The sequence below is a fragment of the Rhodococcus sp. BP-261 genome (genome assembly GCF_019835205.1).
GTDB classification, from domain to species: Bacteria; Actinomycetota; Actinomycetes; order Mycobacteriales; family Mycobacteriaceae; genus Rhodococcoides; species Rhodococcoides kyotonensis_B.
The window spans coordinates 391,892-415,394 of the sequence record NZ_JABUCO010000002.1; the positions used below are offsets into that span (position 1 = coordinate 391,892).

Sequence of the window (23,503 nt, forward strand, 5' to 3'; positions counted from 1 at the left end):
CATTTCGATATCGTGCTCAGCTGTGTGTCGAACAACTGTCACAACTCGCACTGATGATCGTCGTTGTTGCCGGTCGCAAGGACCGAGCCGTCGGCGCGCAACCCGAGGGTGTGTTCGGCGCCGGCAGCGATGGCTACGACGTCGCGCCATGTGCCGACGTCGCACTGCCCCCGAGTGTTGACACCCGCCGCACGAACTCGGCCGCCCGACACGATACCGACCGTGTGATGACTACCTGCGGCGACAGCGGTGATGTTCTCCCACGTGCGGCAGTGGTCAGAGCCAGCATTCCGATTGCCGCAGTACAGGACTCGGCCGTCACCGGTGGTTGCAACCGTGTGCAGATATCCTGCCGACGCGGTGTTCACGTCTCGCCAGTTCTCGACGGCGCATTGCCCTCGGTGGTTGTTACCTGCGGCTGAAACGGTGCCGTCGGCGTGAACGCCGACGGTGTGCCAATCCCCGGCGGTGACGTCGACTATTTCCCGCCAATCCTCGACGTCGCACGCTCCCTCTGCTCGCCTTCCGACCGCACGAACGGTCCCGTCGGCGAAGAGGGCGACCGTCCGTCGCCACCCAGCGGCAATCTCGACCACGTTCGTCCAGTCGCTCACGTCGCACTGACCGTCGCCGTTCCAGCCGACCGCGACGACGGTGCCCTCTGCGCGCAGTCCGACCGTGTGTGATCGACCGGTGTTGGGGGCTGCATGAACGTTTCCGGCTGCAACCATCGTCAGTTCGGACCAGGCGGCAACCTGGGTCTCGGGCCAGTCTGGGTTTCCCGCGGCCACAGCTGAACCGTTGGCCAACACTCCGACGGAATGCCGCCGCCCAGCAGCAATGCTCTGCATCGCGGTCACCGTTTCGGTCGTCCTCGTTTTCTGTCCCAGGGTGCGAGCGTAATTATCGAACGGGGAGAACGCGTACTTGTTGCGTCATGCGGACTCGAGCGTTCGGACAGATATCGCTCTCTGATGGACAACTCATTCCGGCACGGCTCGTCGCGTCTCCGTTGGCGTGTCGTGCGTCACAAGTTGGAGCCTGGACGCGCGCTTTACGTGTGTGTCTACGACCAACTCCCTACGAACGGCTGCCGGTAACTCGGCGCCGACCCGTTCGCGGTGTCGAACCTCGATTCCGCGGGACCGCGATCACGAGTGGAGGAAAAGGATGTCCGACTTCATCGACAAGGCGCAGCACAAGGCCGAGGAGATCGCCGGTGAGGCGAAAGAGCACATCGGTTCAGCAACGGGTGACGACGAGATGCGCGGACGCGGGGCTGCAGAGAAGGCGAAAGCCAACGCTCATCAAGCAGCCGATACCGTGTCCGATGTTGCCTCCGGCGTAGCTGACTCGGCGACCAAGGCGGCATCGTCGATCGCAGACAGCGCAGCGGCCACCGCTTCCGACGCGGCCGACACCGCTGCGGATCTGGTGGACCGGGCATCCGCGAAGGCTCGCGAAGTCGACGTCGATGCCGTCGTCGACACGGCCACCTCGCCCCGGACACTGGCTGTCGTCGCAGCGGTTGTCGGCGCCGTGCTTGCAGCGGTTCTGATCAGCCGTAACCGTCGTCGATGCTCACCGCACTTGGTGCGCGAATCCAAGCGCGCTGCCCGGGCAATCGCGCGGAGCACGGGCTCGAAGCCGATTTTCGGCCGCTGATGGTCTCACGCATCGATGCATTCCAACGGAGGCATCCCGCGGCAGGATTTCCGCTCGCGGTCGTCTACAAGTTTCTCGACGACCGCGGCGGTTATCTGTCTGCGCTGATCGCTTACTACGCGTTCCTGTCGCTGTTTCCTCTTCTGCTGCTGTTCACGACGTTGCTGGGCATCGTATTGTCGGGCAACCCCGAACTGCAGGAGCGCATTCTCGATTCGGCGATGAGTCAGATCCCGGTGATCGGCGATCAGTTGGGTCAGCCGGATCGGCTCAGCGGAGGTGTCACCGCGATCGTCATCGGCGTGGTCGGTTCCCTGTACGGCGGACTCGGGGTCTCCCTGGCAGCGCAACACGCACTCAATACGGCGTGGTCCGTCCCACGGAACATTCAGCCGGATCCGCTACGAGCGCGGCTCAGGGGCTTGTTGCTGCTGACCACGGTCGGCTCCGCGATCGTCGGACTGACGGTCCTCAACGCGGTGGCGTCGTCGGGCATGTTCGGTGTCGCCGGCGGTACGCTCGCCCTCGTTGGAGCAATTGTGCTGAACAGCGCAGTGTTCGCCGCGGCCTTTCGTATCGGCACTGCCCGAGCACTCTCGGTGCGAGACGTTCTTCCAGGAGCGATCGCGGCAGCGGTCATCTGGCAGGCACTCCAGTCCTTCGGCGGAATCTACATCCGCTACGTAGTCGGGAATGTCAGCACCAGTAACGGTGTCTTCGCAATCGTCCTGGGTCTGTTGGGTTTTCTGTACGTCGCGTCGGTACTCATCGTCGTGTGCATCGAGATCAACGCGGTGCGGGTGGACAACCTGCACCCCCGGGCTCTGCTGACGCCCTTCACGGACAACGTCGACCTCACCGAGGGAGACAAGAACTCCTACACCGGACAGGCAGAAGCCCAGCGCAACAAGGGATTTCAAGAAATCACCGTCACGTACGACGACAGCGATGCCCGGTGACGTCGTAGAAGAAGGCCGATCGCTCGGCGGGACGACCTCGTATCAGCGTGGTCTGCCCTGAGCGCTGGGCCCGCGAAAGTCGCTTCCGAGTGATGTTCGGACGCCGATATCACGAACGAAATCGTCGTTCCACGGGCATACTGACGCCACCGCCCTCGAAATGCTCGGCACGATCGGGGTCGGTCCGAGTGCCGCGACGGGAGTGACCTGTGCACAACGCGAACAAGCTGGGCGTGCTGCTACCCAGAGACATTGCGATCGAGGACTTTCTGACATTCGCGCACACGTCGGAACGTCTGGGTTTCGACGAGCTGTGGCTCGCCGAGGATTGCTTCTTTCGCGGCGGAATCGCCCAGGCGACAGCCGTACTGGCCTCGACCAGTCGGATCACTGTCGGCATCGGCATCCTTCCTGCCGCTTTGCGGAACCCGGTCGCAACGTCGCTCGAAGTGTCCTTCCTGACGGAGTTGTACGGCGACAGACTGATCCTGGGCATCGGCCACGGAATGCCTACCTGGATGCAGCAAGCAGGAGTGTGGCCCGAAAGCCCCCTTACATTGCTGTCCGAGAACATCACCGCAGTTCGACAACTGCTTACAGGCAAGACCATCGAATCAGCCGGCCGTTACGTACACCTCGATGACATCGCGCTCGAGTTTCCTCCTCGCTCGGTGCCGCCGATCATGGCAGGCGTTCGCGGACCGAAGTCTCTCAGGGAATCGGGCCGAGTAGCAGACGGCACAATCCTTGCCGAGCCATCGACACCTGAGTACGTCGTCGCCGCTCGGCAATCCATACGCGGCGGCGCCGAGCACCGAATAGTCGCTTACAACGTGGCAGCAGTGAACGAGTCTGCCGACTCGGCACGTCAGGTGGTGCGGCCAGCGTTACGCGTAGTGGCCGAGCCCGAATGGCGTGCCCACATCCAACCCCTGGACTTCTCGGAAAAGCTCTACGACTTGCGGTCTCGTTGCGAGACAGCCGACGAATTCGCAGAGCGCATGCCCGCGGAATGGGTCGACCGTCTTGCATTGGCGGGAACGCCCGAAACCGTGGCGCAGCGCATTCGTCAGTTGCATGAAGCAGGAGTCGACACCGCGGTGCTGGTGCCCCCGTCGGGACACGACTATCTCGACAGTTTGCGCAACTTCGAAACAATGCTGACGCTGTTCGGGTAAAGGTCGGAGTGACCGTGATCGATACCGCGACCAGTGCCGTCGAGACCACCGAGCCAGTGAGAGCCAACCCAGACCTGACCACCGACTCGAGCGGAACCGCCTACATCACCAACGGCGAAGGCAGCTCTGTGAGTGTGTTGACCACAGCTACCGACCGGTGCACCGGTATTGCCTGCATCCCACTGGATCCTTCGGCGGTTGGCAGATCCAGCAGCGCGCCCTCGGGCAGCCGGGGCCGCACGTACTGCGTTATTCGATTGCGCCACAACTCAATCAGGGCGGAACCCGGTTCCCTGGGAGATCAAACTATCGGGTAGGTTTTGTGCATGACTCCGACGTGGAAACAGATCGAGAGCAACGCCGGACTTGGGCTCGGATCCCACGCAAGCGACGGAGTTTTCGTCCGCGCCAACTAAGATCCTCTAGCGCAGACAATTCACCGCTCCACCTGTGGGACACGCCAGTGGATGGATCGCATTTGTGAGCTCGGTGCAGCTCCTATCGTCCTCGGTGCGGCGTGTCAGGAATTCGATGGACCGCTCCGGCACGCTCTAAAGTGCTCAGATGTAACGCCTGGCAGCACACAAAGATACTTGATCGGCATACACCGACACAGAAACGGGACGCATCAATGACGCCCAAGTACATCGCAGCATCGTGGCTCCTTGTCCCTGCCATCACCGCGCTCGTTCTGACAGGCTGCGGCAGCACCAGCGGCGTCCCGACAGCAGAACGAAGCGGCACGAGCACCGATGCGACTACTGCGCGACCGACCGATGCGACGGTTCCGATCGGAGCCGCACAGGATGTCACCGACGACGACGTGACGACTCGGATTACCGTCCAAACCCTCGCCCCTGCACAAGGGTCGAAGTACGGCCTCCCCGCCGCCGGTGAACTGCACCAGATCACAGTCACAGTGGAAGGGGTTCGAGGGACCACAAACGTCAATCCGCTCTACTTCACCGCCAGGGCGGCCGACGGCACCTCCTACGACGCAGCACTCGGGACAGTCGACGGGCAACTTCCGACAGGAACCGTCACATCGGGAGACATCCTCAAAGGAGTTGTCGCCTTCGATGTCACCGGACCGCCGATCGCATCCATTCGCTACAACGGCGCCCTCGGAGACGAACTGGCCAAGTGGGTTGGACAATCAGCAGCATCCGCGCCATTTACATCTCCCTCGCCAGCCATCGCACCTACGCCCTCGACCGGATCGGCACGAGGCGACCTCGCCCTGGCCTCCACCATGTCAGTCCCGTCGTGCAACGGCACAGGCATCGTCGTGCTGTATTCGGCAACCAACCCGAACACCTACGCGCAGGAGGTCGCAGCGGAACTACTCGCCAACCCAGGTGCGCAGTATCTGCGCACCGACAACGCGTGTCCGTCGCTTCGACAAGCCACCACCGACGGAAACGCTATCTACGCGGTCTACCGCATCGCGGGCACGACCGCGGCCGAGGTATGCGCCGCCGTCGCGGCATCCGGCGGCGACTCGTACGGCAAATGGCTCGACACCACCACAGACCCGAGCTACATCATCCCGTGTTAAACGCGAACGACAGCGGCTAGCACACGCCGCATCGACAGTGCGCTGCCAGCGGATCTAGACGACAAGTAAACGGAGCCATCGATCTAGTCCCAAGAGGCAACTCGACACGGACCTCTCTGGACTCCATAGCTACTTGACAGCAATCCTGCCGAATCAAGTGGCTTCGTCCGCCCGGGTCCATTCGCTCAACCAACGCAGATTTCCGGACATCCGTGGATCCACCTGGACACCGCCTCAGCGCCGAATTCGACCCTGAAAGGAACGAGTGGTGACACTCTCGCGGCACGCAGACGAAGAAGGCGGCTTCGGATTTCTCCGAAACCGCCTCTGAACTGCGCTTCTAAATGTCGGGCTGACAGGATTTGAACCTGCGACCACTTGACCCCCAGTCAAGTGCGCTACCAAGCTGCGCCACAGCCCGCCGCACCCCTCTCGGGGTGCTCGACGAGACTACCCCAGCCCCGCCCCTGAGAGGAAATCGCCTGCTCAGGGGCTGGGCGGGTCAGCTCATCGACGCTTGCCGGGCCTCTCGCGCTTCTCGCGGATGCGCACATTGACGCGAACAGGGCTGCCGTCGAACCCGAACTCTTCACGTAGGCGCCGCTCGATGAACCGGCGGTAGCCGGCCTCGAGGAAGCCCGTCGTGAAGAGCACGAACGTCGGGGGCCGCGTCGTCGCCTGCGTCGCGAACATGATTCGCGGCAGACGACCACCACGCATCGGCGGCGGCGTCGCGGCGACGACCTCCTTGAGCCAACTGTTCAGGCGCCCGGTCGGGATTCGCTTGTCCCAGGACTCCAACGCCGTCTCCAGCGCCGGCACGAGCTTCTGAACTGCCCTACCGGTGTGCGCCGAGATGTTGACGCGCTGCGCCCACGGCACACGAACCAGATCGCGGTCGATTTCCTTCTCGAGCTGCAGGCGACGATCCTCGTCCACGAGGTCCCACTTGTTGAACGCGAGCACGAGCGCGCGACCGGCATCGGCCACCATGCTCAGCACCCGTAGGTCCTGCTCGGAAATCACCTGTGACGCATCGATCAACAGAATCGCGACCTCGGCGGCCTCGATCGCCGACTTCGTCCGCAGCGACGCGTAGAACTCCGCACCGCTCGCGTGCGAGACTTTCTTGCGCAGACCAGCAGTATCGACGAAACGCCAAGTCTTGCCGCCCAATTCGACGAGCGAGTCGACGGGGTCGACCGTCGTACCGGCAACATCGTGCACCACCGACCGCTCGTCCCCCGACAGCTTGTTGATCAGCGACGACTTGCCGACATTCGGCTTGCCCACCAACGCAACTCGGCGCGGACCTCCACCGGGAATTCCTTCACGCGGTGTTTCCGGTAGCGCTTCGAGCACGAGGTCGAGCAAGTCACCCGTTCCGCGGCCGTGCGTCGCCGAAACCGATTGCGGCTCACCGAGACCCAGCGACCACAGCGACGCGACCTCGGATTCGGTCCGTGCGTCGTCGACCTTGTTGGCCACCAGGATCACGGGAGTCTTCGATCGCCGCAACGTACGTGCGACGGCCTCGTCCGTGGTGGTCGCCCCGACACGGGCGTCGACGACGAGCAGAATCGCGTCGGCAGTACGCATCGCCAATTCTGCTTGGCGCGCAACGGATTGCTGCAGGCCCTTCGCATCGGGCTCCCAACCGCCTGTGTCCTGCACCAGGAATCGACGTCCGGCCCAGTTCGCCTCGTACGAGACACGGTCACGGGTCACGCCGGGGATATCCTCGACCACTGCTTCACGACGGCCGATGATGCGGTTGACGAGAGTCGACTTGCCCACGTTGGGACGTCCGACCACCGCGAGCGTCGGAACAGCTACGTCCGCGCCCTCCTCGTCACCGTCGACGAAGTCGGCGAGGTCCCACTCCCCCTCGTCGCTCCAGGTGCCGTCGCCGGCCGTTTCTGCCGCGTAGAAATCGTCGGTCACTGCACAACTCCAGTTCTGTCGCTTACGACCTGCAACAACGCGGCGATGACGCCGTCCATGCCCAGGTCGCTGGTGTCGACGATCACCGAATCCTCCGCAGGCCGCAGCGGCGACACCGCGCGGGTGGAGTCCGCGTGATCGCGGCGTTGGACGTCGGCGAGGACGGCTTCGTAGTCGTCGCCTCGTCCCTGAGAAATGTTCTGCTTGTTGCGTCGATCCGCACGCGCCTCGGGTGACGCCGTCAGGAAGACCTTGACGTCGGCATCCTGCAGGACGACGGTGCCGATGTCGCGCCCTTCCACGACGATCCGCGGGAACGACGCAGCGATGTCACGCTGCATCTGCACCAGAAGCTCGCGCACACGCGGTACGGCGGACACCGCCGAAACCGCCTTGGTGACGGCGTCGCCACGAATCTCGGCGGACACGTCCTCGCCGCCCATCGTGACGGCTTCGGCGGTCGGGTCCGTGCCGATGTCCAGTGGCAGTGTCGCGACGACCTCCGCAACCTTGTCCGGGTCGGTCGGATCGATGCCCGCGCGGAGCACCCACACCGTCGCGACGCGGTACATCGCGCCCGTGTCGAGGTATCGGGCGTCGAGCGCGGTGGCGAGCTTGCGCGACACCGTCGACTTCCCGGTTCCCGACGGACCATCCATGGCGACGACGAGACCCGCCATCAGAGGCCGACCGATTCGTACAGCTTGCCGACCTCACCGCGTCCGAGGACACGCAGCGTGCCGGGACGCTGGTCGCCCAGCGCGATGTTGCCGACGTCGGTGCGCACGAGGCGGCCGACGGGGAACCCGACGTGATCGAACAGGCGTCGAACGATGTGCTTGCGACCCTCGTGCAGCGTGATGCGCACGAGAGACAAACCGTTCGAGATGTCGAGAAGGGCGAAGCCGTCGACCTTGACCGGACCGTCGTCGAGGACGACGCCGTCGCGCAGCTTCTTGCCCAGGTCACGCGGAATCGCGCCGAACAGCGTCGCCAGGTAGGTCTTCGAGACCTCGTACGACGGGTGCATCAACCGATGGGCCAGGTCACCGTCGTTCGTGAACAGCAGCAGGCCTTCGGTGTCGGCGTCGAGACGGCCGACGTGGAACAGGCGCTGACCGGCCTGGACACGCTCGGACACGATGTCGCCGACGCAGGGACGTCCCAGGTCGTCGGACATCGTGCATTGCCAGCCACGCGGCTTGTTCATCGCGAGGTGGACGAGCTCTTCCTTGACGACGACGCGTGTGCCGTCGACACGCACGACCGCCACGTTCGGATCGATGCGGATGCCCTGCTCGGTGACGATCCGACCGTCGACCTCGACGCGTCCGTCGGCGATGAGTTCCTCGGCGGCACGCCGCGATGCGACGCCTGCCTGCGCGAGAACCTTCTGTAGGCGAACGCCCTCACCGCGGGGCACGTGACGACGCTTGCTGTCCGCGTCGGCGTACTGGTGCTTCGCCGGCTTGGCGTTGCTGATGGTGGTCGTGGGGACCTGCTTCTTCTGCGGCTTCGGAGGTTTGGGCCGAGAAGGCTTCTTGCGGGGCACCGCGTCGTTGCTGCGGTCGTTGATGCCGCTGTGTCCCGACGAATCGGCGGCTTTGCGCGGTGCGGCCTTGCGGGGGGCGCTTCCGCGCGCGGTTCCGCTGCGCGGATCCTCCGACCTGCCACCTGCGGTCGGCTTCCTGCGCGGAGCCTGTTGTCTGTTCCTGTCCGGTGTGCCATCACGGCGAGCGGGCTTGTTCACTTTTGTGTACCTATTCAGTCGTCCGAGTCGAGCTCGGCTACCGGATCGGGTTTCGATCCGCGGTTCTTGGTGGAGCGGGTGACTCTCGGGTCCGTGTCCATGCTGTCACTGATCTCGTCGATCAGGTCGACACCCGGCAACAACGGTGCCAGCGGCGGCAGGTCCGTCAGCGATGCCAGGCCGAGTCGTTCGAGGAACAACTCGGTGGTGGAGTACGTCGTCGCGTTCGATTCCGAATCCACTCCGGCCTCCGAAATCAGTCCGCGAGCGAGCAATGTGCGCATCACCCCGTCCACGTTGACGCCGCGCACAGCACTGACCCGCGCGCGAGTCAACGGTTGACGATATGCGATAACGGCCAGAGTCTCCAATGCCGCACGTGTGAGCTTCGACCGAGCACCGTCGAGAAGGAGCCGCTCGACATACGGCGCGTACGCCGTGCGGGTGTAGAAACGCCATCCGTCGGCCGCGTAGCGAAGGTCGATTCCGCTGCCGCGTTCGGTGAACCCGGCAGACATTCGCGCGAGCGTCGACTTCACGCGCGCGACGTCGCTACCCACCGCCGACGCCAGTTGCTCGTTCGATGCGGGCGAGTCGACGACGAGCAGTACCGCCTCCAACGCAGCTTCCAAGGTCGCGTCGTCGAGTTCCGAGTCGTCCTCGGCCTGCTCGTCCAGCTGTGTCACGTCCTCATCCATAATCCACCGCCGCGACGAGTACGTCGTCGGACTTCGCCTTGCCCGTCCAGCTCACCAGCAATTCTCCCAGCGGCTCGGGTTGTTCGAACGCGAGTACCTGCTCGCGGAACAGCTCGAGCAACGCAAGAAACCGCGCAACGATTTCGACGGTGTGCTCGCACCCTTCGGTGAGGTCGCCGAACGGCGTCCAGGCACCCTCGCCGTTGCTCCTGAGCTTGTCCATGATCCACTCCGCCTGCTCGGGCACCGACACCGAATGCTGGTGAATGTGATCGAGGCCGACCTTCGGCACCGGCTTCGGCCGAAACGCAGCGGCAGCGATGTCGGCGAACCGCGCAGGATCGACACCCAGCAGCACCTCGGGGATCAGGTCCGTGAAGCGATCCTCGACCGACACCGACCGCGGATACCGGCGCAGCGCAGCAGCCTCCAGTTCACCGAACAGCTGCGCGACCTGCTTGTAGGCCCGGTACTGCAGCAACCTGGCGAACAGTAGATCTCGTACTTCCAGCAGCGCGAGATCCTCGGCGTCCTCGACATCTCCCGACGGCAGCAGCCGGGCTGCCTTCAAGTCGAGCAACGTGGCGGCGACGACGAGAAATTCCGTCGTCTGATCGAGGCCGACCTCGTCGCCGAGGCTCTTGGTGAACGAGATGAAATCGTCGGTGACGGTGTGCAGCGCGACTTCGGTGACGTCGAGCCGATGCTGGCTGATCAACGTCAGCAACAGGTCGAACGGTCCCTCGAAGTTGAGCAGCCGGACCCGGAACCGCGACGGATCTTCGTTCTCCGGAACCTCGATCTGCGTGTCACTCGACGTGGATACCGTCGCTGTCACGGGCCGGACCGGTAGATGACCTCTCGGGCCAACGACTTGTAGGCCAGTGCACCCGAGGACTTCGGCGCCCACGTCGTGATCGGCTCACCCGCGACGGATGTCTCCGGGAACCGCACGGTACGCGTGATGACGGTGTCGTAGACGACGTCGCCGAACACCTCGACGACGCGCGTCATGACCTCACGTGAGTGCAGCGTGCGGGCGTCGAACATCGTCACGACGATGCCTGCGAGCTCGAGCTTGGGATTTAGCCGGTCACGAACCTTCTCGACGGTGTCGTTGAGCAGCGCCAGACCGCGGAGGCTGAAGTACTCGCACTCCATCGGGATGATGACCTCGTCGGCGCACGTCAGTGCGTTGACCGTCAACAATCCGAGGGACGGCTGGCAATCGATCAGCACGTAGTCGTACCGGTCGAGCACGGGATGCAGGACGCGGCCCAGCGTCTGCTCGCGGCCGACCTCGGTGACCAGCTGAATTTCGGCGGCAGACAGATCGATGTTGCTCGGCAGCAGGTCGAGATTCTCGACGCGGGTACGCATCAGCACGTCATCGGCCGAGATCTTCGGTTCCACGAGCAGGTTGTAGACCGTCAGGTCCAGCTCGTGATGCGCGACGCCCAAGCCTGCCGACAGGGCGCCCTGCGGATCGAGATCGACCAGCAGAACACGCCGTCCGTATGCGGCGAGGGAGGCACCGAGATTGATGGTCGACGTCGTCTTGCCGACGCCACCCTTCTGGTTGCACATCGCGATGATCTTGGCCGGTCCATGACTGGCCAGTGGGGTGGGTTCGGGAACTTCGCGGGTCTTGCGACCCGTGGGTCCTAGCTCGTTGGCCGCAGGAATGGTCTCTCTCGTCTCACGGCTCGATTCGGGTCGACGCGTATGGAACAACGCGCCGTCATGGTGTGGTTGGTCGGTGGGCGAGCTGGTCGGCTGCGCCTCGCTGGGCGAGCTGGTCGGCTGCGCCTCGCTGGGCGAGTTGGTCGGCTGCGCCTCGGTGGGCGCAGCAGCGGGAGAAACTTCGGTCGACCGCGGACTCACCTGCGCGGAGTCGCCCAGGGTCGATCCTGAGCCTGACTCGGTCGCTGGCAGTTGCGGTGTCGACACTTCTCCTACGCTCCCCTGTCCGTTGACCTCGGCTCGTCCGGTTGCACGACGACCGTCGGCTAAACGCTACCGTGTGGCTCGTCCACGCCGTCGCGGGACACGCGCAAAACACGCCGGAGCAGTCATCGCGCGCGTGGATGTGCTTCCGCCCACACCTCACGCAGCGTGTTGACGGTGACGAGCGTGTAGATCTGCGTCGTCGTCACGGAGGCATGCCCCAACAACTCCTGTACGACGCGCACATCGGCGCCGCCGTCGAGCAGGTGGGTGGCGAAGGAGTGGCGGAGTGTGTGCGGCGAGACGGGAGTCGCGATACCTGCGCGTTCGGCCGCCGAGTGCAGTACCTGCCACGCGCTCTGCCGCGACAATCGTCCGCCGCGTGCGTTCAGGAACAACGCCGGAGTCGATCGCTTGACCAATCCCGGCCGGCCGCGCACGAGGTACGCGTCGATCGCCTCGATGGCCGGACGTCCGACCGGGACCAGGCGCTGTTTGTCGCCCTTGCCGTGGAGCAACACCGAACGCGACTCGGTGTCGATGTCGTCGACGTCGAGTCCGACGGCTTCCGAAATGCGCGCACCCGTCGAATACAGCAATTCGAGAATTGCCTTGTCCCGCAATCCGCGCGGCGCATCGGGACCTTCGGTCGACGCCGAATCCAGAATGGCAACGACCTGTTCCACCGGGAGGGACTTCGGAAGGCGCCTACTGGGTGCGGGCGGCTTCACCGCACTCGCGACGTCGGTCGTCACGAGTCCTTCGGCCGCTGCGAACTTGTGCAGTCCACGAACGGCGATGAGCGTCCGCGCCGCCGAACTCGCTGCGAGAGCGGGAAATTCGTCACTCCCACGTCGCAGGTCGACGACGAATTCGGCCACGTCCGTTTCGGCGACCTTCGCAAGATCGTCGATGCCGTGGTCGCCGAGAAACGCCTCGTACCGCCGCAGGTCGCGGCGGTACGAGGACAACGTGTTGGCGGCAGCACCGCGTTCGACCTCGAGGTGATCGACGTACGCCCCGATCTGCGCCGGCAGCACGTCGCTACCCGTGTGAGTTCTTCCGACGCTCGAACGTGGTCGGCAGATCCACCCATTCGGCGTCCGCAGGCCGGAGTGTCTTCGAGCCTGCCTTCGCTGCGGCGAGGGCAAGCACACCGGACACGGCCGACGCGTTGACGAACTCGCCCGCCAGGGCCCGCTCGACGGCTTCTTCCCACGGCACGTAAGCGAGTTCGATGTCGGCTTCCTCGTCCCTCGCTTCTGGACGGTCGACCTCGGACAGTCCTTCTGCCAAGAAGATTCGCACACACTCGTCCGTGAAGCCGGGAGATGCCATGACGTCGACGAGTACGGACCACCGTTCGGCGGCGAGTCCCGTTTCCTCGGCGAGTTCGCGCTTGGCCGCATCGACGGGAGGCTCGTTCAGCTCGTCGAGCAGGCCTGCAGGAAGTTCCCAGAGTCGACGCCCGATCGGGTGACGGTACTGCTCGATCATCGCGATCCGGCCCTGATCGTCGAGCGCGACGATCGCGACGGCACCGTGATGTTCGACGACCTCACGCTCGGCGACGCGTCCGCCCGGCATCTGCACCTGATCCACGCGCAGCGCCAGGATCGCGCCTTCGTAGACCGTCGTGGAGCCGGTCGTCTCGAACGCATGCCGTTCGGTCATCCGATGCTCTCGGCGGTAGCACCCGAGACCGGGAATTCGGAGTCTTCGCCCGCAGCGTCCTCACCATGCACGTCGACCGGAAGTCGTTCTGCCGCTTTGTATTTCAGAGCCGCGTCGATCAGCGCCGCGAACAGCGGGTGCGGACGCGTCGGCCGGCTCTTGAGCTCCGGGTGCGCCTGCGTGCCGACGAAGAACGGGTGCTTCGACGCGGGCAGCTCGACGAACTCGACGAGATGACCGTCGGGCGACGTACCACTGAAGACCAAGCCGCTCTTGGAGATTCGATCGCGGTAGGTGTTGTTGACCTCGAAGCGATGGCGGTGACGCTCGGAAACGTCCGTCGAACCGTACGCACCTGCGACGACCGAACCCTTGATCAGCTTTGCCGGGTAGGCGCCGAGGCGCATGGTGCCACCGAGGTCGGCTTCACCGGCGACGGCGTCTTCTTGATCGGCCATCGTCGAGATGACGGGGTACTCGGTATCGGGCTCGAACTCCGCCGAATTGGCGTCGGTGAGGCCGACCGACCGGGCAGCTTCGATGACCATGCACTGCAGGCCGAGGCACAGTCCGAGCAGCGGCACCTTTCGTGTGCGCGCGAACTCGATGGCTCCGAGCTTGCCCTCGATGCCACGAATTCCGAATCCACCGGGAATCAGGACCGCGTCGACGTCACCCAATGCAGCCTGAGCGCCCGCAGGCGTCTGGCACTCGTCGGACGGCACCCACTTGATCTCCACCTTCGACCGGTGCGCGAAACCGCCGGCACGCAGCGCCTCGGTGACCGACAGGTACGCGTCGGGCAGGTCTACGTACTTGCCGACGAGGCCGACCCGCACGGTTTCGCGAGGCTCGTGCACACGCTCGAGCAGACCGCCCCACACCGTCCAGTCGACGTCGCGGAACGGCAGACCCAGCTTGCGGACGACGTAGGCGTCGAGGCCCTCTTTGTGCAGGACCTTCGGGATGTCGTAGATCGACGGCGCGTCGGGCGTCGAGATGCATCCGTCGACGTCGACGTCGCACATCAGGGCGATCTTGTTCTTCAGGCCAGGGGTGACCTCGCGGTCGCACCGCAGGATGAGCGCGTCGGGCTGAATACCGATGCTGCGCAGGGCGGCGACGGAATGCTGCGTCGGCTTGGTCTTCAACTCACCCGACGGGGCGAGGAACGGAACGAGCGACACGTGCAGGAAGAACACGTTCTCGCGGCCGACGTCGTGGCGCACCTGTCGCGCGGCCTCGAGGAACGGCTGCGACTCGATGTCGCCGACGGTGCCACCGATCTCGGTGATGATCACGTCGGGCTGATGCCCCTGCAGATCCGGGCCGTTCATCGCGAGGATTCGGCTCTTGATCTCGTCGGTGATGTGCGGGATGACCTGGACCGTGTCGCCGAGGTACTCGCCGCGGCGTTCTTTCGCGATGACCGCCGAGTACACCTGGCCGGTGGTGACGTTCGCAAATCCGGACAGATCGCGATCGAGGAAGCGCTCGTAATGGCCGACGTCGAGGTCGGTTTCGGCACCGTCCTCGGTGACGAACACCTCACCGTGCTGGAACGGGTTCATGGTGCCCGGATCCACGTTGAGATAAGGATCGAGCTTCTGCATGGTGACGCGAAGTCCGCGTGCTGTCAGTAGCTGGCCGAGGCTCGACGCCGTGAGGCCCTTGCCGAGCGAGGACGCAACGCCCCCGCTGACGAAGATGTGCTTGGTGTCAGATCGCGACTGAAGGCGTGACAATGATGCTCCCGTGACCAATCTGCAGGGCTTGCTCCTGCCAGAGAGCTGGCAAGAGAGGTATTACGTCCATAATGGGCCTGCTACCCACGGGTCTTCACGGTAACACCTGTCGGGTACATACCGCGAACGACGCGCGCGTCGGAGCGGTGCGAATCACCGTGCAGGCGCTCCGACGGTGACGGCCGTCGAGTTGGCTCCCGTGCCGTAGCGGCCCGCCGCGCCGTCCAACTGCTCCTGCAGCGCGAGCGTGGTCGTGATGCGGCCTGCCTCGCGATCGACGTTGTCGACTGTGCTGACGCCCGAGGACAGCGCCGCATCGGCGCGAACGACGGCTACCGCGCCGTTGCCCTCCGCAGCTCCGGTTCGGCCTGCGAGGACCGTCCCTGCTCCCCTGCCGTCGAGTCCGCCGGCGAAGCGGGCAACGATCGCGCCGCGATTGCCGTCGTCCGAACCGGTGTTTCCGCCGGTGACGACGACAGCGAGCTGGGCCGGCGCGACAGCGCCGTTGTCGTACGCGATGAATCCGCCGCTGCGCAGCGTTTCGAGCGCCAAGGACAGCTCCTCGGGCGACGATTGCGGTTCCGCCGTCTGTGCGTTCAGGAGCAGCACCGAACCGAGCAGGTCACCTGCCATGCTGCCCTGATCGACGGCCCCGGTCCGCAGCTGCGTTCCGGCGGGCACGACATTGGTGAGTCTGGTGCGCAGGTCGTCGCCACTCGCGGCGGAGACGAACGAATCCGTCAGCGACACACGTCCGGTGATCGCTGCACCCGCTGCCTCGATGGAGCGGGTGACGCCGTCGACGTCGCCGGGATCGGCGTCCGGCGTCGTGATGACGACGACGCTTCTCTGCGCCAACGCATCCCGAACCACACGCCCCGACACCGCGGCATCGAACCCGTCCGCAGAGTTGAGTTGTTCGCCGAGTTGGTTGTTGGTGCTCTGCAGCGAGTCGACCTGATCTTCGAGCCCCGTCTTGTCGTCCCGGAGACCCGAGACGAGCCCGCTGGACAGCAGGCCGGAGCCGAGTACCACTCCGATCGCGAGAGCGATGAAGATCGCCGCGATCGAAATAGCATGTTGACGCATCGAAATCACGCGAGCAGCCCCTGAACCCAGAGGGCGAAGCTGTTCCACAGGTCGACGGCCCAGTCGAGAACTTCTGTGCCCATGTTCGACACCATCAGCGCGACGATGATCGCGACGAGCGCTGCGAGAACGACCAGCGCGACGGCGCCCCCGGACACACGGCTGCGGTACAGCGTCGCAACGGCTTTCGCGTCGACCAGTTTGGCGCCGACCTTGAGACGCGTCATGAACGCAGCCGGATTGGTGTTGCGTCGACCTCGATCGAAGAACTCGTCGAGGCTCGCCGGGCTGCCGACGGTGACGATCAATGACGCGCCGTGGTGGTCGGCCAGCAGCAGCGCCAGATCGGCGGGAGCACCGGTTGCCGGGAACGTCATCGCCCCGATACCGAGATCCTGAATGCGCTCGAGACCGTTCGCGTGGCCGTCGGAATCCGCGGGAAGTACGACTTCGGCGCCGCACTTGAGCGTTTGCGCCGTGATCTCTTCCGGGTCGCCGACGATGAGGTCGGGCCGGTACCCCGCCTTCATTGCCGTGTCGGCGCCTGCACCGACACCGATGATGATCGGGGCGTACTCCTTGATGAACGGCTTCAAGGCTTTCAGGTCTTCTGCGTGGCCCGGTCCGTCGGCGATGACGACGACGTGACGATCCTGCAGCACGATGTCGATGTCGGGAACGCCCACACCGTCGATGAGCAGCGGGCTCTCGGTTCGGATGAACTCGATCGTGTTGCCCGAGAACGCTTCCAGGTGATCGACCAGACCGGTCTTGGCCTCGATCATCCGGTCCGAGATCTCGGCTTCGCTCTGTTCCTCGCCTTTCGCGAGCCTGCGATCGCCGGTGTAGATGCCGCCCTCGTTCAGGCGAATCTTCGTGCCGTCCTTGATCTTCTTGAAGACCTCGGCGCCCGCCGAATCGATCAGCGTGATCCCGTTGGCGACGATCACCTCCGGTCCGAGATTCGGGTATCGACCCGAGATCGACGGCGACGCGTTGACGACCGCGAGGACGCCCGCTGCGACGAGTGCATCGGCGGTCAGCCGGTCGAGGTCCAACTCGTCGAGCACGACGATGTCCCCGGGGCCTACCCGTTTCAGCAGTTTGGCGGTGTTGCGATCCACCCGGGCGATACCACTGATTCCGGGTAGCGAATCCTGACTTCGTGATAACAGAGCGGGCATCTTCATGGCACCCATGATGACCCCGACGTCACGCACCACGGCGGAGGCGCGCCGAAACAGTTACCACACTGGTCACACGAGTACCAAGCCGTGGATCAGTTCTCTCGGTCCGCTCTGGCCGTCGCCAACAGCTCCTCCGCGTGTGCGCGTCCGGTCTCGGTGTCGTCCAGTCCGGCCAGCATGCGAGCCAGTTCGACGACGCGTTCCGACGACGACAACGACTTCACACCACTGTTAGCAGCACCTTTCTTGGCGTCCGCTTTGTTCACGACGAGATGTGTGTCCGCGAACGCCGCCACCTGCGGAAGGTGGGTGACGACGATGACCTGATGCGTCCGCGCGAGTCTGGCCAGACGACGGCCCACCTCGACGGCAGCCCGGCCACCGACTCCGGCATCGACCTCGTCGAAGACCATCGTGGCGCCCTTGTCCGAGCCCGCGAGCACCACTTCGAGGGCGAGCATCACGCGTGACAGCTCACCGCCGGACGCACTCTTGCTGATCGGCAGAGCCTGAGCACCGTCGTGCGCGGACAATTTGAACTCGACCTCGTCGACGCCACTCTGTCCGGCATGAAGCTCGGTGCCGTCGACGGTCAGGGGCGCGCTGTCGTTCGGTCCCGCCGGCATCGTGCGGAGATCGAGTTGCAGTTTGGCCTTGCCCATTGCGAGTCCGGCGAGTTCCGTACTGACGGCCTTGGCCAGTTTGGCGGCAGCCTTCGCGCGGGCCGCACTGAGTTTGCTTGCTGTAGCGGCGACTTCGGCTGCAGTCTCGTCGACGCGAGCGGACAGTTCGGCCAGCGCGTCCGCGGACACGTCGATCTTTCCGAGGCGTTCGCGTGCGTCGTCGGCCCATGCGATGACGCCGTCGACGTCCGCGGCGTACTTCCGCGTCAAGCCCTTCAACTCGGCCTGACGGTTCAGCAGCGTCTCGAGTGCGCTGGGATCCGACGGCAGGTCGGCCAAATACGAGGTGATGTCGGCTCCGACGTCGGTGACGACGGCCAACGCCTCGTTGAGCCGCGGCACGAGCTCCGTGAGCACAGCGTCGTCGGCGGATTCCAGCCTGCTACGTGCTTCCCCGAGCAGGTGGAGGACGGACAACCCTTCGCCCGCGTCGTCTCCGGACAGTGCCGCACTGGCGTACTCGGCGGATTCGCGCAGCGAGTCGAGGTCGCCGAGGCGTCGGACATCGTTTGCGACGGTGACGTCCTCACCGGGTTCGGGTGCGACGGCGTCGATCTCTTGCAGTCCGAACTGAAGGCGATCGGCCTCCTGCGCCAGTTCGCGGCTGCGTTCGGTGCGGTCGAGGAGTTCCGTGCGAGCAGCGAGCCATGCGGAACGGGCGGAACGGTACTTCTTCAGCGGGCCCGAAACCGCGTCACCAGCGAAGCGGTCCAACGCGCCCAGCTGACGATCCGGTCGGAGCAGTCGCAGCTGATCGTTCTGGCCGTGGACGGTGAGCAGGGAGTCGGTGAAACCCGACAGCACGGACGCGGGCACACTGCGACCGCCGAGATGAGCGCGGGAGCGACCGTCGGCATTGACCGTGCGCAGCGCGATGATGGAATCGTCCTCGTCTCGTTGCGCGCCCGCCGATTCGAGCACCTGCTCGACCTCGTCGACCACCTGCGCCGACGCCGTCTCGGTACTGAATCGGCCCTCGACGACTGCACGATCGGCACCGAGCCGTACTCGACCTGCGTCGGCACGCGCGCCGGACAACAGATGCAGACTGGTGACGACCATCGTCTTACCCGCACCGGTCTCACCGGTCAGAACCGTCAGACCTTCGTGGAACTGGGCACTAGCCGAAGAAATGACACCGAGGCTGTCGATTCGAATCTCTTCGAGCATGGTTACCTCGCTCTCCCCCGCCATCCAGTGATGGGCAATGCGAACTTCGTGACCATTCGATCGGCGAACGGCGCCGAGTCCAGGCGCACCCACTTGATGGGCGACGCGCCCCGCACGACCTCCACGCGCCCGCCCGCAGGCAGTTGCAGTGTTCGACGACCGTCGCAGAACACGACTCCGTCATGGCTTCCGGCGACGGTCTCGACGGCGATGATCGACTCGGGGCTCGTGACGAGCGGCCGGGCGAACAAGGCGTGCGCGTTGCTCGGTATCACCAGAATTGCTTCGAGTTCCGGCCACACCACAGGTCCGCCGGCGGAGAACGCGTAGGCGGTCGATCCGGTCGGCGTCGAGATCAGCACCCCGTCGCATCCGAACGCGGACACCGGACGATCGTCGACTTCCAGGACGACCTCGAGAACACCCAGGCGCGAACCGTTCTCGATACTGGCCTCGTTCAGAGCCCAACCACGGTCCACGACGCGTTCACCCGCCCGAACCACGATGTCGAGCGTCATCCGATCCTCGACGCGATAGTCACCGGTGACGACGCGAGCCAACGCATCCTCGAGATGGTCGGCCTCGGCTTCGGCCAGAAAACCGATGCGCCCGAGGTTGATTCCCAGCACCGGAATGTCCGCGGTCTTCGCCAGTTCGGCGGCGCGGAGGAACGTTCCGTCGCCGCCGAGCACGAGAACCAGTTCGCAACCGACGGCGGCATCGGGTCCGAATTCGACCACTCGGAGTTCGAGTTCGGACTCGAGGGAGTCGTCGCCCTTGTCACGGCCCGACGGCTCGATACGACTGGAATCGACCTCGTCGACGAGCACACGAAGCCGAATGTTGGCCTGCGACAGTACTTTTCCGACCCGACGGACGGTATCGGCGATGTCGGGACGGCCGGGATGCGCGACGAGCAGAATCTCTCGCACGGTGCTTGTCCCTCCCTCGGTTGTCACTGTGGGCCCTCCTCGACGGCACGCTCGACAAGGGCAACGATGTCGCGCTCCGTGTCGTCCGCTTGCTCGACAGTCTGCGATCGTAGCCACAGAAAGTACTCAACGTTGCCCGAGGGACCAGGAAGCGGACTTGCCGTCACGTCTCGAAGTGCCAGACCCAGATCGCGAGCGGTGTTCGCGACGTCGATCACCGACTCCGCACGCAACGCCTGGTCGCGGACGACACCGCCCGAGCCGACGCGATCCTTGCCGACCTCGAACTGCGGCTTCACCATCAGCGCGAGATCGGCCCCGGGAACCACGCACGCGACGAACGCTGGTAGCACCAGCTTCAACGAGATGAACGACAGATCGGCGACGACGACCTCGACCCGTCCCCCGATGGTGTCGGCGTCGATCGACCGCACGTTGGTGCGATCGACGACCGTCACACGGTCGTCGGACTGCAGCCGCCACACCAATTGCCCGTATCCGACGTCGACCGCGACAACCTCGGCAGCATCCTTGCTCAGCAGAACGTCGGTGAACCCGCCGGTGGACGCACCCGCGTCGAGGCAGCGTTTGCCCGCAACCGAGAACCCGTTCTGCTCGAACACCTCGAGCGCGCCGAAGAGCTTGTGAGCACCGCGAGAGGCCCAGTTGACTTCGTTGTCCTCGGCGGACACCACGAGTGGAGTACCTGCCTCGACGGCAGTCGCCGGCTTCGTGGCCACCGTGCCTGCGATCTTGACTCGGCCTGCGTCGATCAGCTCTACGGCGTGTTCGCGTGACCGAGCCATCCCTCGACGCACGAGTTCGGCGTCGACACGTGCGCGTCGGGCCACGTCAGCTCTTGTCCACGGACGACAGCGCCTGCACGAGAACGTCGTGCGCGCATTCGAGGATCTGCGCCTGAACCTTCAGATCCATCGGAGGTGCGTCACGATCCGGAAGCCGGTCCAGTAGCTGGTCGACCTCGGCTGCGACGGCACCGGGTTCGACCACGGGCGTGCTGACATCGTGCGGACGATGCTGACCTGGGAGTGGAATGGACGTGCTCATCGCCCACAACGCTATCCGATCGGGCCGACAGATGTTCCAGCGCAGTACCGCGACGCGGGACGACGGGTCACGCCTCGAGTAGCGCGCGGAGCTCGTCCAATCCCGAGCCGACGACCTCGACCCTGTCCCAGTCTGTTGCCGACCACCCGACGGACGCGGCCGTGAGCAATCCGTCCAGGTTGTTCACCGCAGTGGTTCCGTCGTGCGAGACCGTCAGGACTCCGGCGCCGACGGATGCCGACCATCCCGGTTTCACGCCCACGGACGACGCTTCGGCAGGCTGGTTCAGCACGTCCAGGTCGAAGCCGATATGGGTGGGCCGCTCGGATTCGACCGCGCGAAGTGCGTCGACCGCGCTGCTGACGCCGGTGAGCACCAGTAGGGACGGGATCCCGGTCGCATGGGCGCCCGCGATGTCGGTGTCGAGGCGGTCACCGACGACCAGGGGCGACGACGCCGAACTCAGGCGGATCGCGTCGCGCATGATGGGCGACGCCGGCTTGCCTGCGACCTCCGGTTCGGCACCCGTAGCGGTCCGCACGACCGCCACCATCGATCCGTTCCCGGGTGCGAATCCCCGTTCGGTGGGGAGCGTCGCATCCATGTTCGTCGCTACCCACAGGGCGCCGGACTGAATGGCGAACACCGCCTCGGCCAACGCCTTCCAGCCGGTGTCGACGTTGTGACCCTGAACGACGGCTACAGGCGACTGATCGGCCGACCGCACCGGCGTCAGACCGACGGTGGAGATCTCGTCGGCCAGTGCCTCGGTACCGACCACCATGACGGCATCTCCGGGAGTCAGCTTCTCGGCCAACATCCGCGCCGCGACCTGGGCACTGGTGACGACGAAATCCTCGGACGTGTCGAATCCGAGCGCGCGAAGGTGCTCGGCCACGTGCTTCGGTGAGCGACTTGCGTTGTTGGTGACGAAGTAGCGCTTCTCGGTTCCACCGCGCAACGCGTCGGCGGCTCCGACGACGGGCTTGTCGCCCTGATAGACGGTCCCGTCCAGGTCGAGAAGTAGGACGTCGTGCGCCGATCGCAGAGTCGTCACTGACCGTCACCCGACAGTTCTTCGACGCGCTCCTCGGCGTCCGTTTCCCCGTCGACATCCGCAGCCGCCGCGTTGAGGAACCACTTCACGCCCTCTTGCACACGGCCGGCAGCGACCAACGCATCGGCATAGACGTAGAACAGCCGCGCAGCGGCCGTCCCCGACCGGGATGCGTCGAGGTCCGGCGTCTGCAGCGTGACGACGGCCTGGTCGTACTGGTTCAGGTCCATACGAGCCCCCGCGACGACGATGCGGAGTTCCGACGCCTCGTCGCCCGTCAGCGCACGTGCTTCGTCACTACGCCCGAGTTCGATCGCGCGCTCGGGCCTGCCGAGCCCACGCTCACAATCCGCCATGACTGCGAGGTGCCCCGGCCCGCCGGCCATGCGGCGAGCAGCGCGCAGTTCCGACAGCGCTTCCGCCCATTCGCCCGCGTGGTACGCGGTGATGCCGGCAGTCTCACGTACGACGGCAATCCGTCCCGCGCGCTGACGAGCGGCGCGTGCATGCTGCAACGCGAGCTGCGGATCATCGTCGACCAGGCGGCTTGCCATCACGAGGTGGCGCGCCACGGCCGACGCGTTGTTCTTGTCCAGGCTCAGCAGATCGCGACGGACAGCCGGATCCAGCTCGCCGGGCTCGACCTCGTCGGGGAGATCGGGTTCGTCGGGACGGGGAGGGCGCCGATCGGCGGGCCCGCGCGCACCTCCGCGTCGATCGCCTGCAAATCCGCCTTCGCCTCCGCGGCGACGAGGGGGCCCGTCGTTCCGACGGGCGTCGGGACGCCCGCGTCCATCGCCGCGAGGAGCATCGGAGCGCCCTGTGCCTTCAGCTCGACGAGAATCCCCGGAACGATTTCCTTCGCCCGAACGACCGCCGCTCGACCGGCCTCCGGTTCCGCCGCGTGGGTCCTGAGAACGGGAGGATCCGTTGCCGCGGAAGGAGCGGCGTTCGTTGCTGTCTTCCGGCACAGCAGTTCCTTTCGATCGAGCGGGTCGCTACCCATGAAATCAGACAGGCAGTAAGAAACGAAAAAAGGGGACCCAGTGGCTGGGTCCCCTTTTTCGAAAGATGCACGGCGGTGTCCTACTCTCCCACACCCTGTCGGGTGCAGTACCATCGGCGCTGGAGGGCTTAGCTTCCGGGTTCGGAATGGGACCGGGCGTTTCCCCTCCGCTATGGCCGCCGTAACTCTGTGA

General features: G+C 65.1%; 22 protein-coding genes, 1 tRNA gene and 1 rRNA gene. 4 read left to right on the forward strand and 20 right to left on the reverse strand.

Annotated features, from left to right (window positions below):
• Positions 1–38: 38 nt before the first annotated feature.
• On the reverse strand, positions 39–851 hold the full coding sequence (locus tag HQ354_RS04085; protein WP_167679092.1) for a chromosome condensation regulator: 813 nt from the start codon (positions 849–851) through the stop codon (positions 39–41).
• A gap of 319 nt (positions 852–1,170) precedes the next feature.
• Between HQ354_RS04085 and HQ354_RS04090 the strand changes: the two genes are divergently transcribed.
• From HQ354_RS04090 to HQ354_RS04105, 4 genes are all read left to right on the forward strand, one after another.
• On the forward strand, positions 1,171–1,665 hold the full coding sequence (locus tag HQ354_RS04090) for a CsbD family protein (protein ID WP_222634210.1): 495 nt from the start codon (positions 1,171–1,173) through the stop codon (positions 1,663–1,665).
• Positions 1,665–2,624 (forward strand): YihY/virulence factor BrkB family protein, encoded by a 960-nt coding sequence (locus tag HQ354_RS04095; protein WP_167679090.1) that lies wholly within the window; start codon positions 1,665–1,667, stop codon positions 2,622–2,624. Before HQ354_RS04090 ends, HQ354_RS04095 begins: the two co-directional genes overlap by 1 nt.
• Positions 2,625–2,833: 209 nt before the next feature.
• On the forward strand, positions 2,834–3,802 hold the full coding sequence (locus HQ354_RS04100; RefSeq protein ID WP_206031329.1) for an LLM class flavin-dependent oxidoreductase: 969 nt from the start codon (positions 2,834–2,836) through the stop codon (positions 3,800–3,802).
• 631 nt (positions 3,803–4,433) lie between these two features.
• Complete coding sequence (locus HQ354_RS04105; RefSeq protein WP_167679149.1) at positions 4,434–5,360, forward strand: DUF1942 domain-containing protein; 927 nt, start codon at positions 4,434–4,436, stop codon at positions 5,358–5,360.
• Between the two features lie 347 nt (positions 5,361–5,707).
• On the opposite strand, the gene HQ354_RS04110 is transcribed toward HQ354_RS04105, so the two are convergent.
• The 19 genes from HQ354_RS04110 to rrf all read right to left on the reverse strand — a co-directional run bounded on the left by HQ354_RS04110 (position 5,708) and on the right by rrf (position 23,494).
• Positions 5,708–5,781, reverse strand: a tRNA-Pro gene (locus HQ354_RS04110).
• Between the two features lie 86 nt (positions 5,782–5,867).
• Positions 5,868–7,304 (reverse strand): ribosome biogenesis GTPase Der, encoded by a 1,437-nt coding sequence (der, locus tag HQ354_RS04115; RefSeq protein WP_167679151.1) that lies wholly within the window; start codon positions 7,302–7,304, stop codon positions 5,868–5,870.
• On the reverse strand, positions 7,301–7,984 hold the full coding sequence (cmk, locus tag HQ354_RS04120; RefSeq protein WP_068431440.1) for a (d)CMP kinase: 684 nt from the start codon (positions 7,982–7,984) through the stop codon (positions 7,301–7,303). The genes der and cmk overlap by 4 nt, the downstream gene beginning before the upstream one ends.
• Positions 7,984–9,054: a pseudouridine synthase gene (locus HQ354_RS04125; protein ID WP_084424030.1), complete on the reverse strand. Its 1,071-nt coding sequence runs from the start codon at positions 9,052–9,054 to the stop codon at positions 7,984–7,986. The genes cmk and HQ354_RS04125 overlap by 1 nt, the downstream gene beginning before the upstream one ends.
• A 14-nt stretch (positions 9,055–9,068) precedes the next feature.
• The gene (scpB, locus tag HQ354_RS04130) at positions 9,069–9,752 is read right to left on the reverse strand and encodes an SMC-Scp complex subunit ScpB (RefSeq protein ID WP_068431442.1); all 684 of its coding nucleotides are present in this window, start codon (positions 9,750–9,752) and stop codon (positions 9,069–9,071) included.
• Complete coding sequence (locus HQ354_RS04135) at positions 9,745–10,590, reverse strand: ScpA family protein (RefSeq protein ID WP_374107291.1); 846 nt, start codon at positions 10,588–10,590, stop codon at positions 9,745–9,747. Before HQ354_RS04135 ends, scpB begins: the two co-directional genes overlap by 8 nt.
• Entirely contained in the window at positions 10,587–11,486 is a 900-nt protein-coding gene (locus tag HQ354_RS04140; RefSeq protein WP_068431516.1) for a ParA family protein, read from the reverse strand. The genes HQ354_RS04135 and HQ354_RS04140 overlap by 4 nt, the downstream gene beginning before the upstream one ends.
• 338 nt (positions 11,487–11,824) lie before the next feature.
• Positions 11,825–12,739 (reverse strand): site-specific tyrosine recombinase XerD, encoded by a 915-nt coding sequence (gene xerD, locus HQ354_RS04145; RefSeq protein WP_222634211.1) that lies wholly within the window; start codon positions 12,737–12,739, stop codon positions 11,825–11,827.
• A 4-nt stretch (positions 12,740–12,743) separates the two neighbouring features.
• Entirely contained in the window at positions 12,744–13,373 is a 630-nt protein-coding gene (locus HQ354_RS04150) for an NUDIX hydrolase (RefSeq protein WP_222634212.1), read from the reverse strand.
• Positions 13,370–15,118, reverse strand: coding sequence for a CTP synthase (locus HQ354_RS04155; protein WP_222634213.1), 1,749 nt, complete (start codon positions 15,116–15,118; stop codon positions 13,370–13,372). Before HQ354_RS04155 ends, HQ354_RS04150 begins: the two co-directional genes overlap by 4 nt.
• Before the next feature lie 153 nt (positions 15,119–15,271).
• Positions 15,272–16,216, reverse strand: a complete 945-nt coding sequence (locus HQ354_RS04160; protein ID WP_068431448.1) for a copper transporter — start codon at positions 16,214–16,216, stop codon at positions 15,272–15,274.
• On the reverse strand, positions 16,213–17,397 hold the full coding sequence (steA, locus tag HQ354_RS04165; RefSeq protein WP_068431517.1) for a putative cytokinetic ring protein SteA: 1,185 nt from the start codon (positions 17,395–17,397) through the stop codon (positions 16,213–16,215). Before steA ends, HQ354_RS04160 begins: the two co-directional genes overlap by 4 nt.
• Before the next feature lie 89 nt (positions 17,398–17,486).
• A complete protein-coding gene (recN, locus tag HQ354_RS04170; RefSeq protein WP_222634214.1) occupies positions 17,487–19,247 on the reverse strand; it encodes a DNA repair protein RecN in 1,761 nt (586 codons plus the stop codon).
• A 2-nt stretch (positions 19,248–19,249) separates the two neighbouring features.
• Positions 19,250–20,206: an NAD kinase gene (locus HQ354_RS04175; RefSeq protein ID WP_222634215.1), complete on the reverse strand. Its 957-nt coding sequence runs from the start codon at positions 20,204–20,206 to the stop codon at positions 19,250–19,252.
• Complete coding sequence (locus HQ354_RS04180) at positions 20,203–21,030, reverse strand: TlyA family RNA methyltransferase (RefSeq protein WP_222634216.1); 828 nt, start codon at positions 21,028–21,030, stop codon at positions 20,203–20,205. Before HQ354_RS04180 ends, HQ354_RS04175 begins: the two co-directional genes overlap by 4 nt.
• 1 nt (position 21,031) lies before the next feature.
• Entirely contained in the window at positions 21,032–21,247 is a 216-nt protein-coding gene (locus tag HQ354_RS04185) for a hypothetical protein (protein ID WP_222634217.1), read from the reverse strand.
• Positions 21,248–21,314: 67 nt separating this feature from the next.
• Positions 21,315–22,304 (reverse strand): HAD-IIA family hydrolase, encoded by a 990-nt coding sequence (locus HQ354_RS04190; RefSeq protein WP_222634218.1) that lies wholly within the window; start codon positions 22,302–22,304, stop codon positions 21,315–21,317.
• Positions 22,301–23,275 carry a hypothetical protein gene (locus tag HQ354_RS04195; RefSeq protein WP_222634219.1) on the reverse strand — a complete coding sequence of 325 codons (975 nt, stop codon included), beginning with the start codon at positions 23,273–23,275 and terminating at the stop codon, positions 22,301–22,303. The genes HQ354_RS04190 and HQ354_RS04195 overlap by 4 nt, the downstream gene beginning before the upstream one ends.
• A gap of 102 nt (positions 23,276–23,377) precedes the next feature.
• Positions 23,378–23,494, reverse strand: a 5S ribosomal RNA gene (rrf, locus tag HQ354_RS04200).
• Positions 23,495–23,503 lie beyond the last annotated feature (9 nt).

Excerpts from the sequence above, each read along its gene's own strand:
- HQ354_RS04105 (WP_167679149.1), top strand. The coding sequence starts at position 4,434 with ATGACGCCCAAGTACATCGCAGCATCGTGGCTCCTTGTCCCTGCCATC.
- HQ354_RS04090 (WP_222634210.1), top strand. The coding sequence starts at position 1,171 with ATGTCCGACTTCATCGACAAGGCGCAGCACAAGGCCGAGGAGATCGCC.
- HQ354_RS04095 (WP_167679090.1), top strand. The coding sequence starts at position 1,665 with ATGGTCTCACGCATCGATGCATTCCAACGGAGGCATCCCGCGGCAGGA.
- HQ354_RS04150 (WP_222634212.1), bottom strand. The coding sequence starts at position 13,373 with ATGACCGAACGGCATGCGTTCGAGACGACCGGCTCCACGACGGTCTAC.
- scpB (WP_068431442.1), bottom strand. The coding sequence starts at position 9,752 with ATGGATGAGGACGTGACACAGCTGGACGAGCAGGCCGAGGACGACTCG.
- HQ354_RS04185 (WP_222634217.1), bottom strand. The coding sequence starts at position 21,247 with ATGAGCACGTCCATTCCACTCCCAGGTCAGCATCGTCCGCACGATGTC.
- steA (WP_068431517.1), bottom strand. The coding sequence starts at position 17,397 with ATGAAGATGCCCGCTCTGTTATCACGAAGTCAGGATTCGCTACCCGGA.
- HQ354_RS04085 (WP_167679092.1), bottom strand. The coding sequence starts at position 851 with ATGCAGAGCATTGCTGCTGGGCGGCGGCATTCCGTCGGAGTGTTGGCC.
- recN (WP_222634214.1), bottom strand. The coding sequence starts at position 19,247 with ATGCTCGAAGAGATTCGAATCGACAGCCTCGGTGTCATTTCTTCGGCT.
- cmk (WP_068431440.1), bottom strand. The coding sequence starts at position 7,984 with ATGGCGGGTCTCGTCGTCGCCATGGATGGTCCGTCGGGAACCGGGAAG.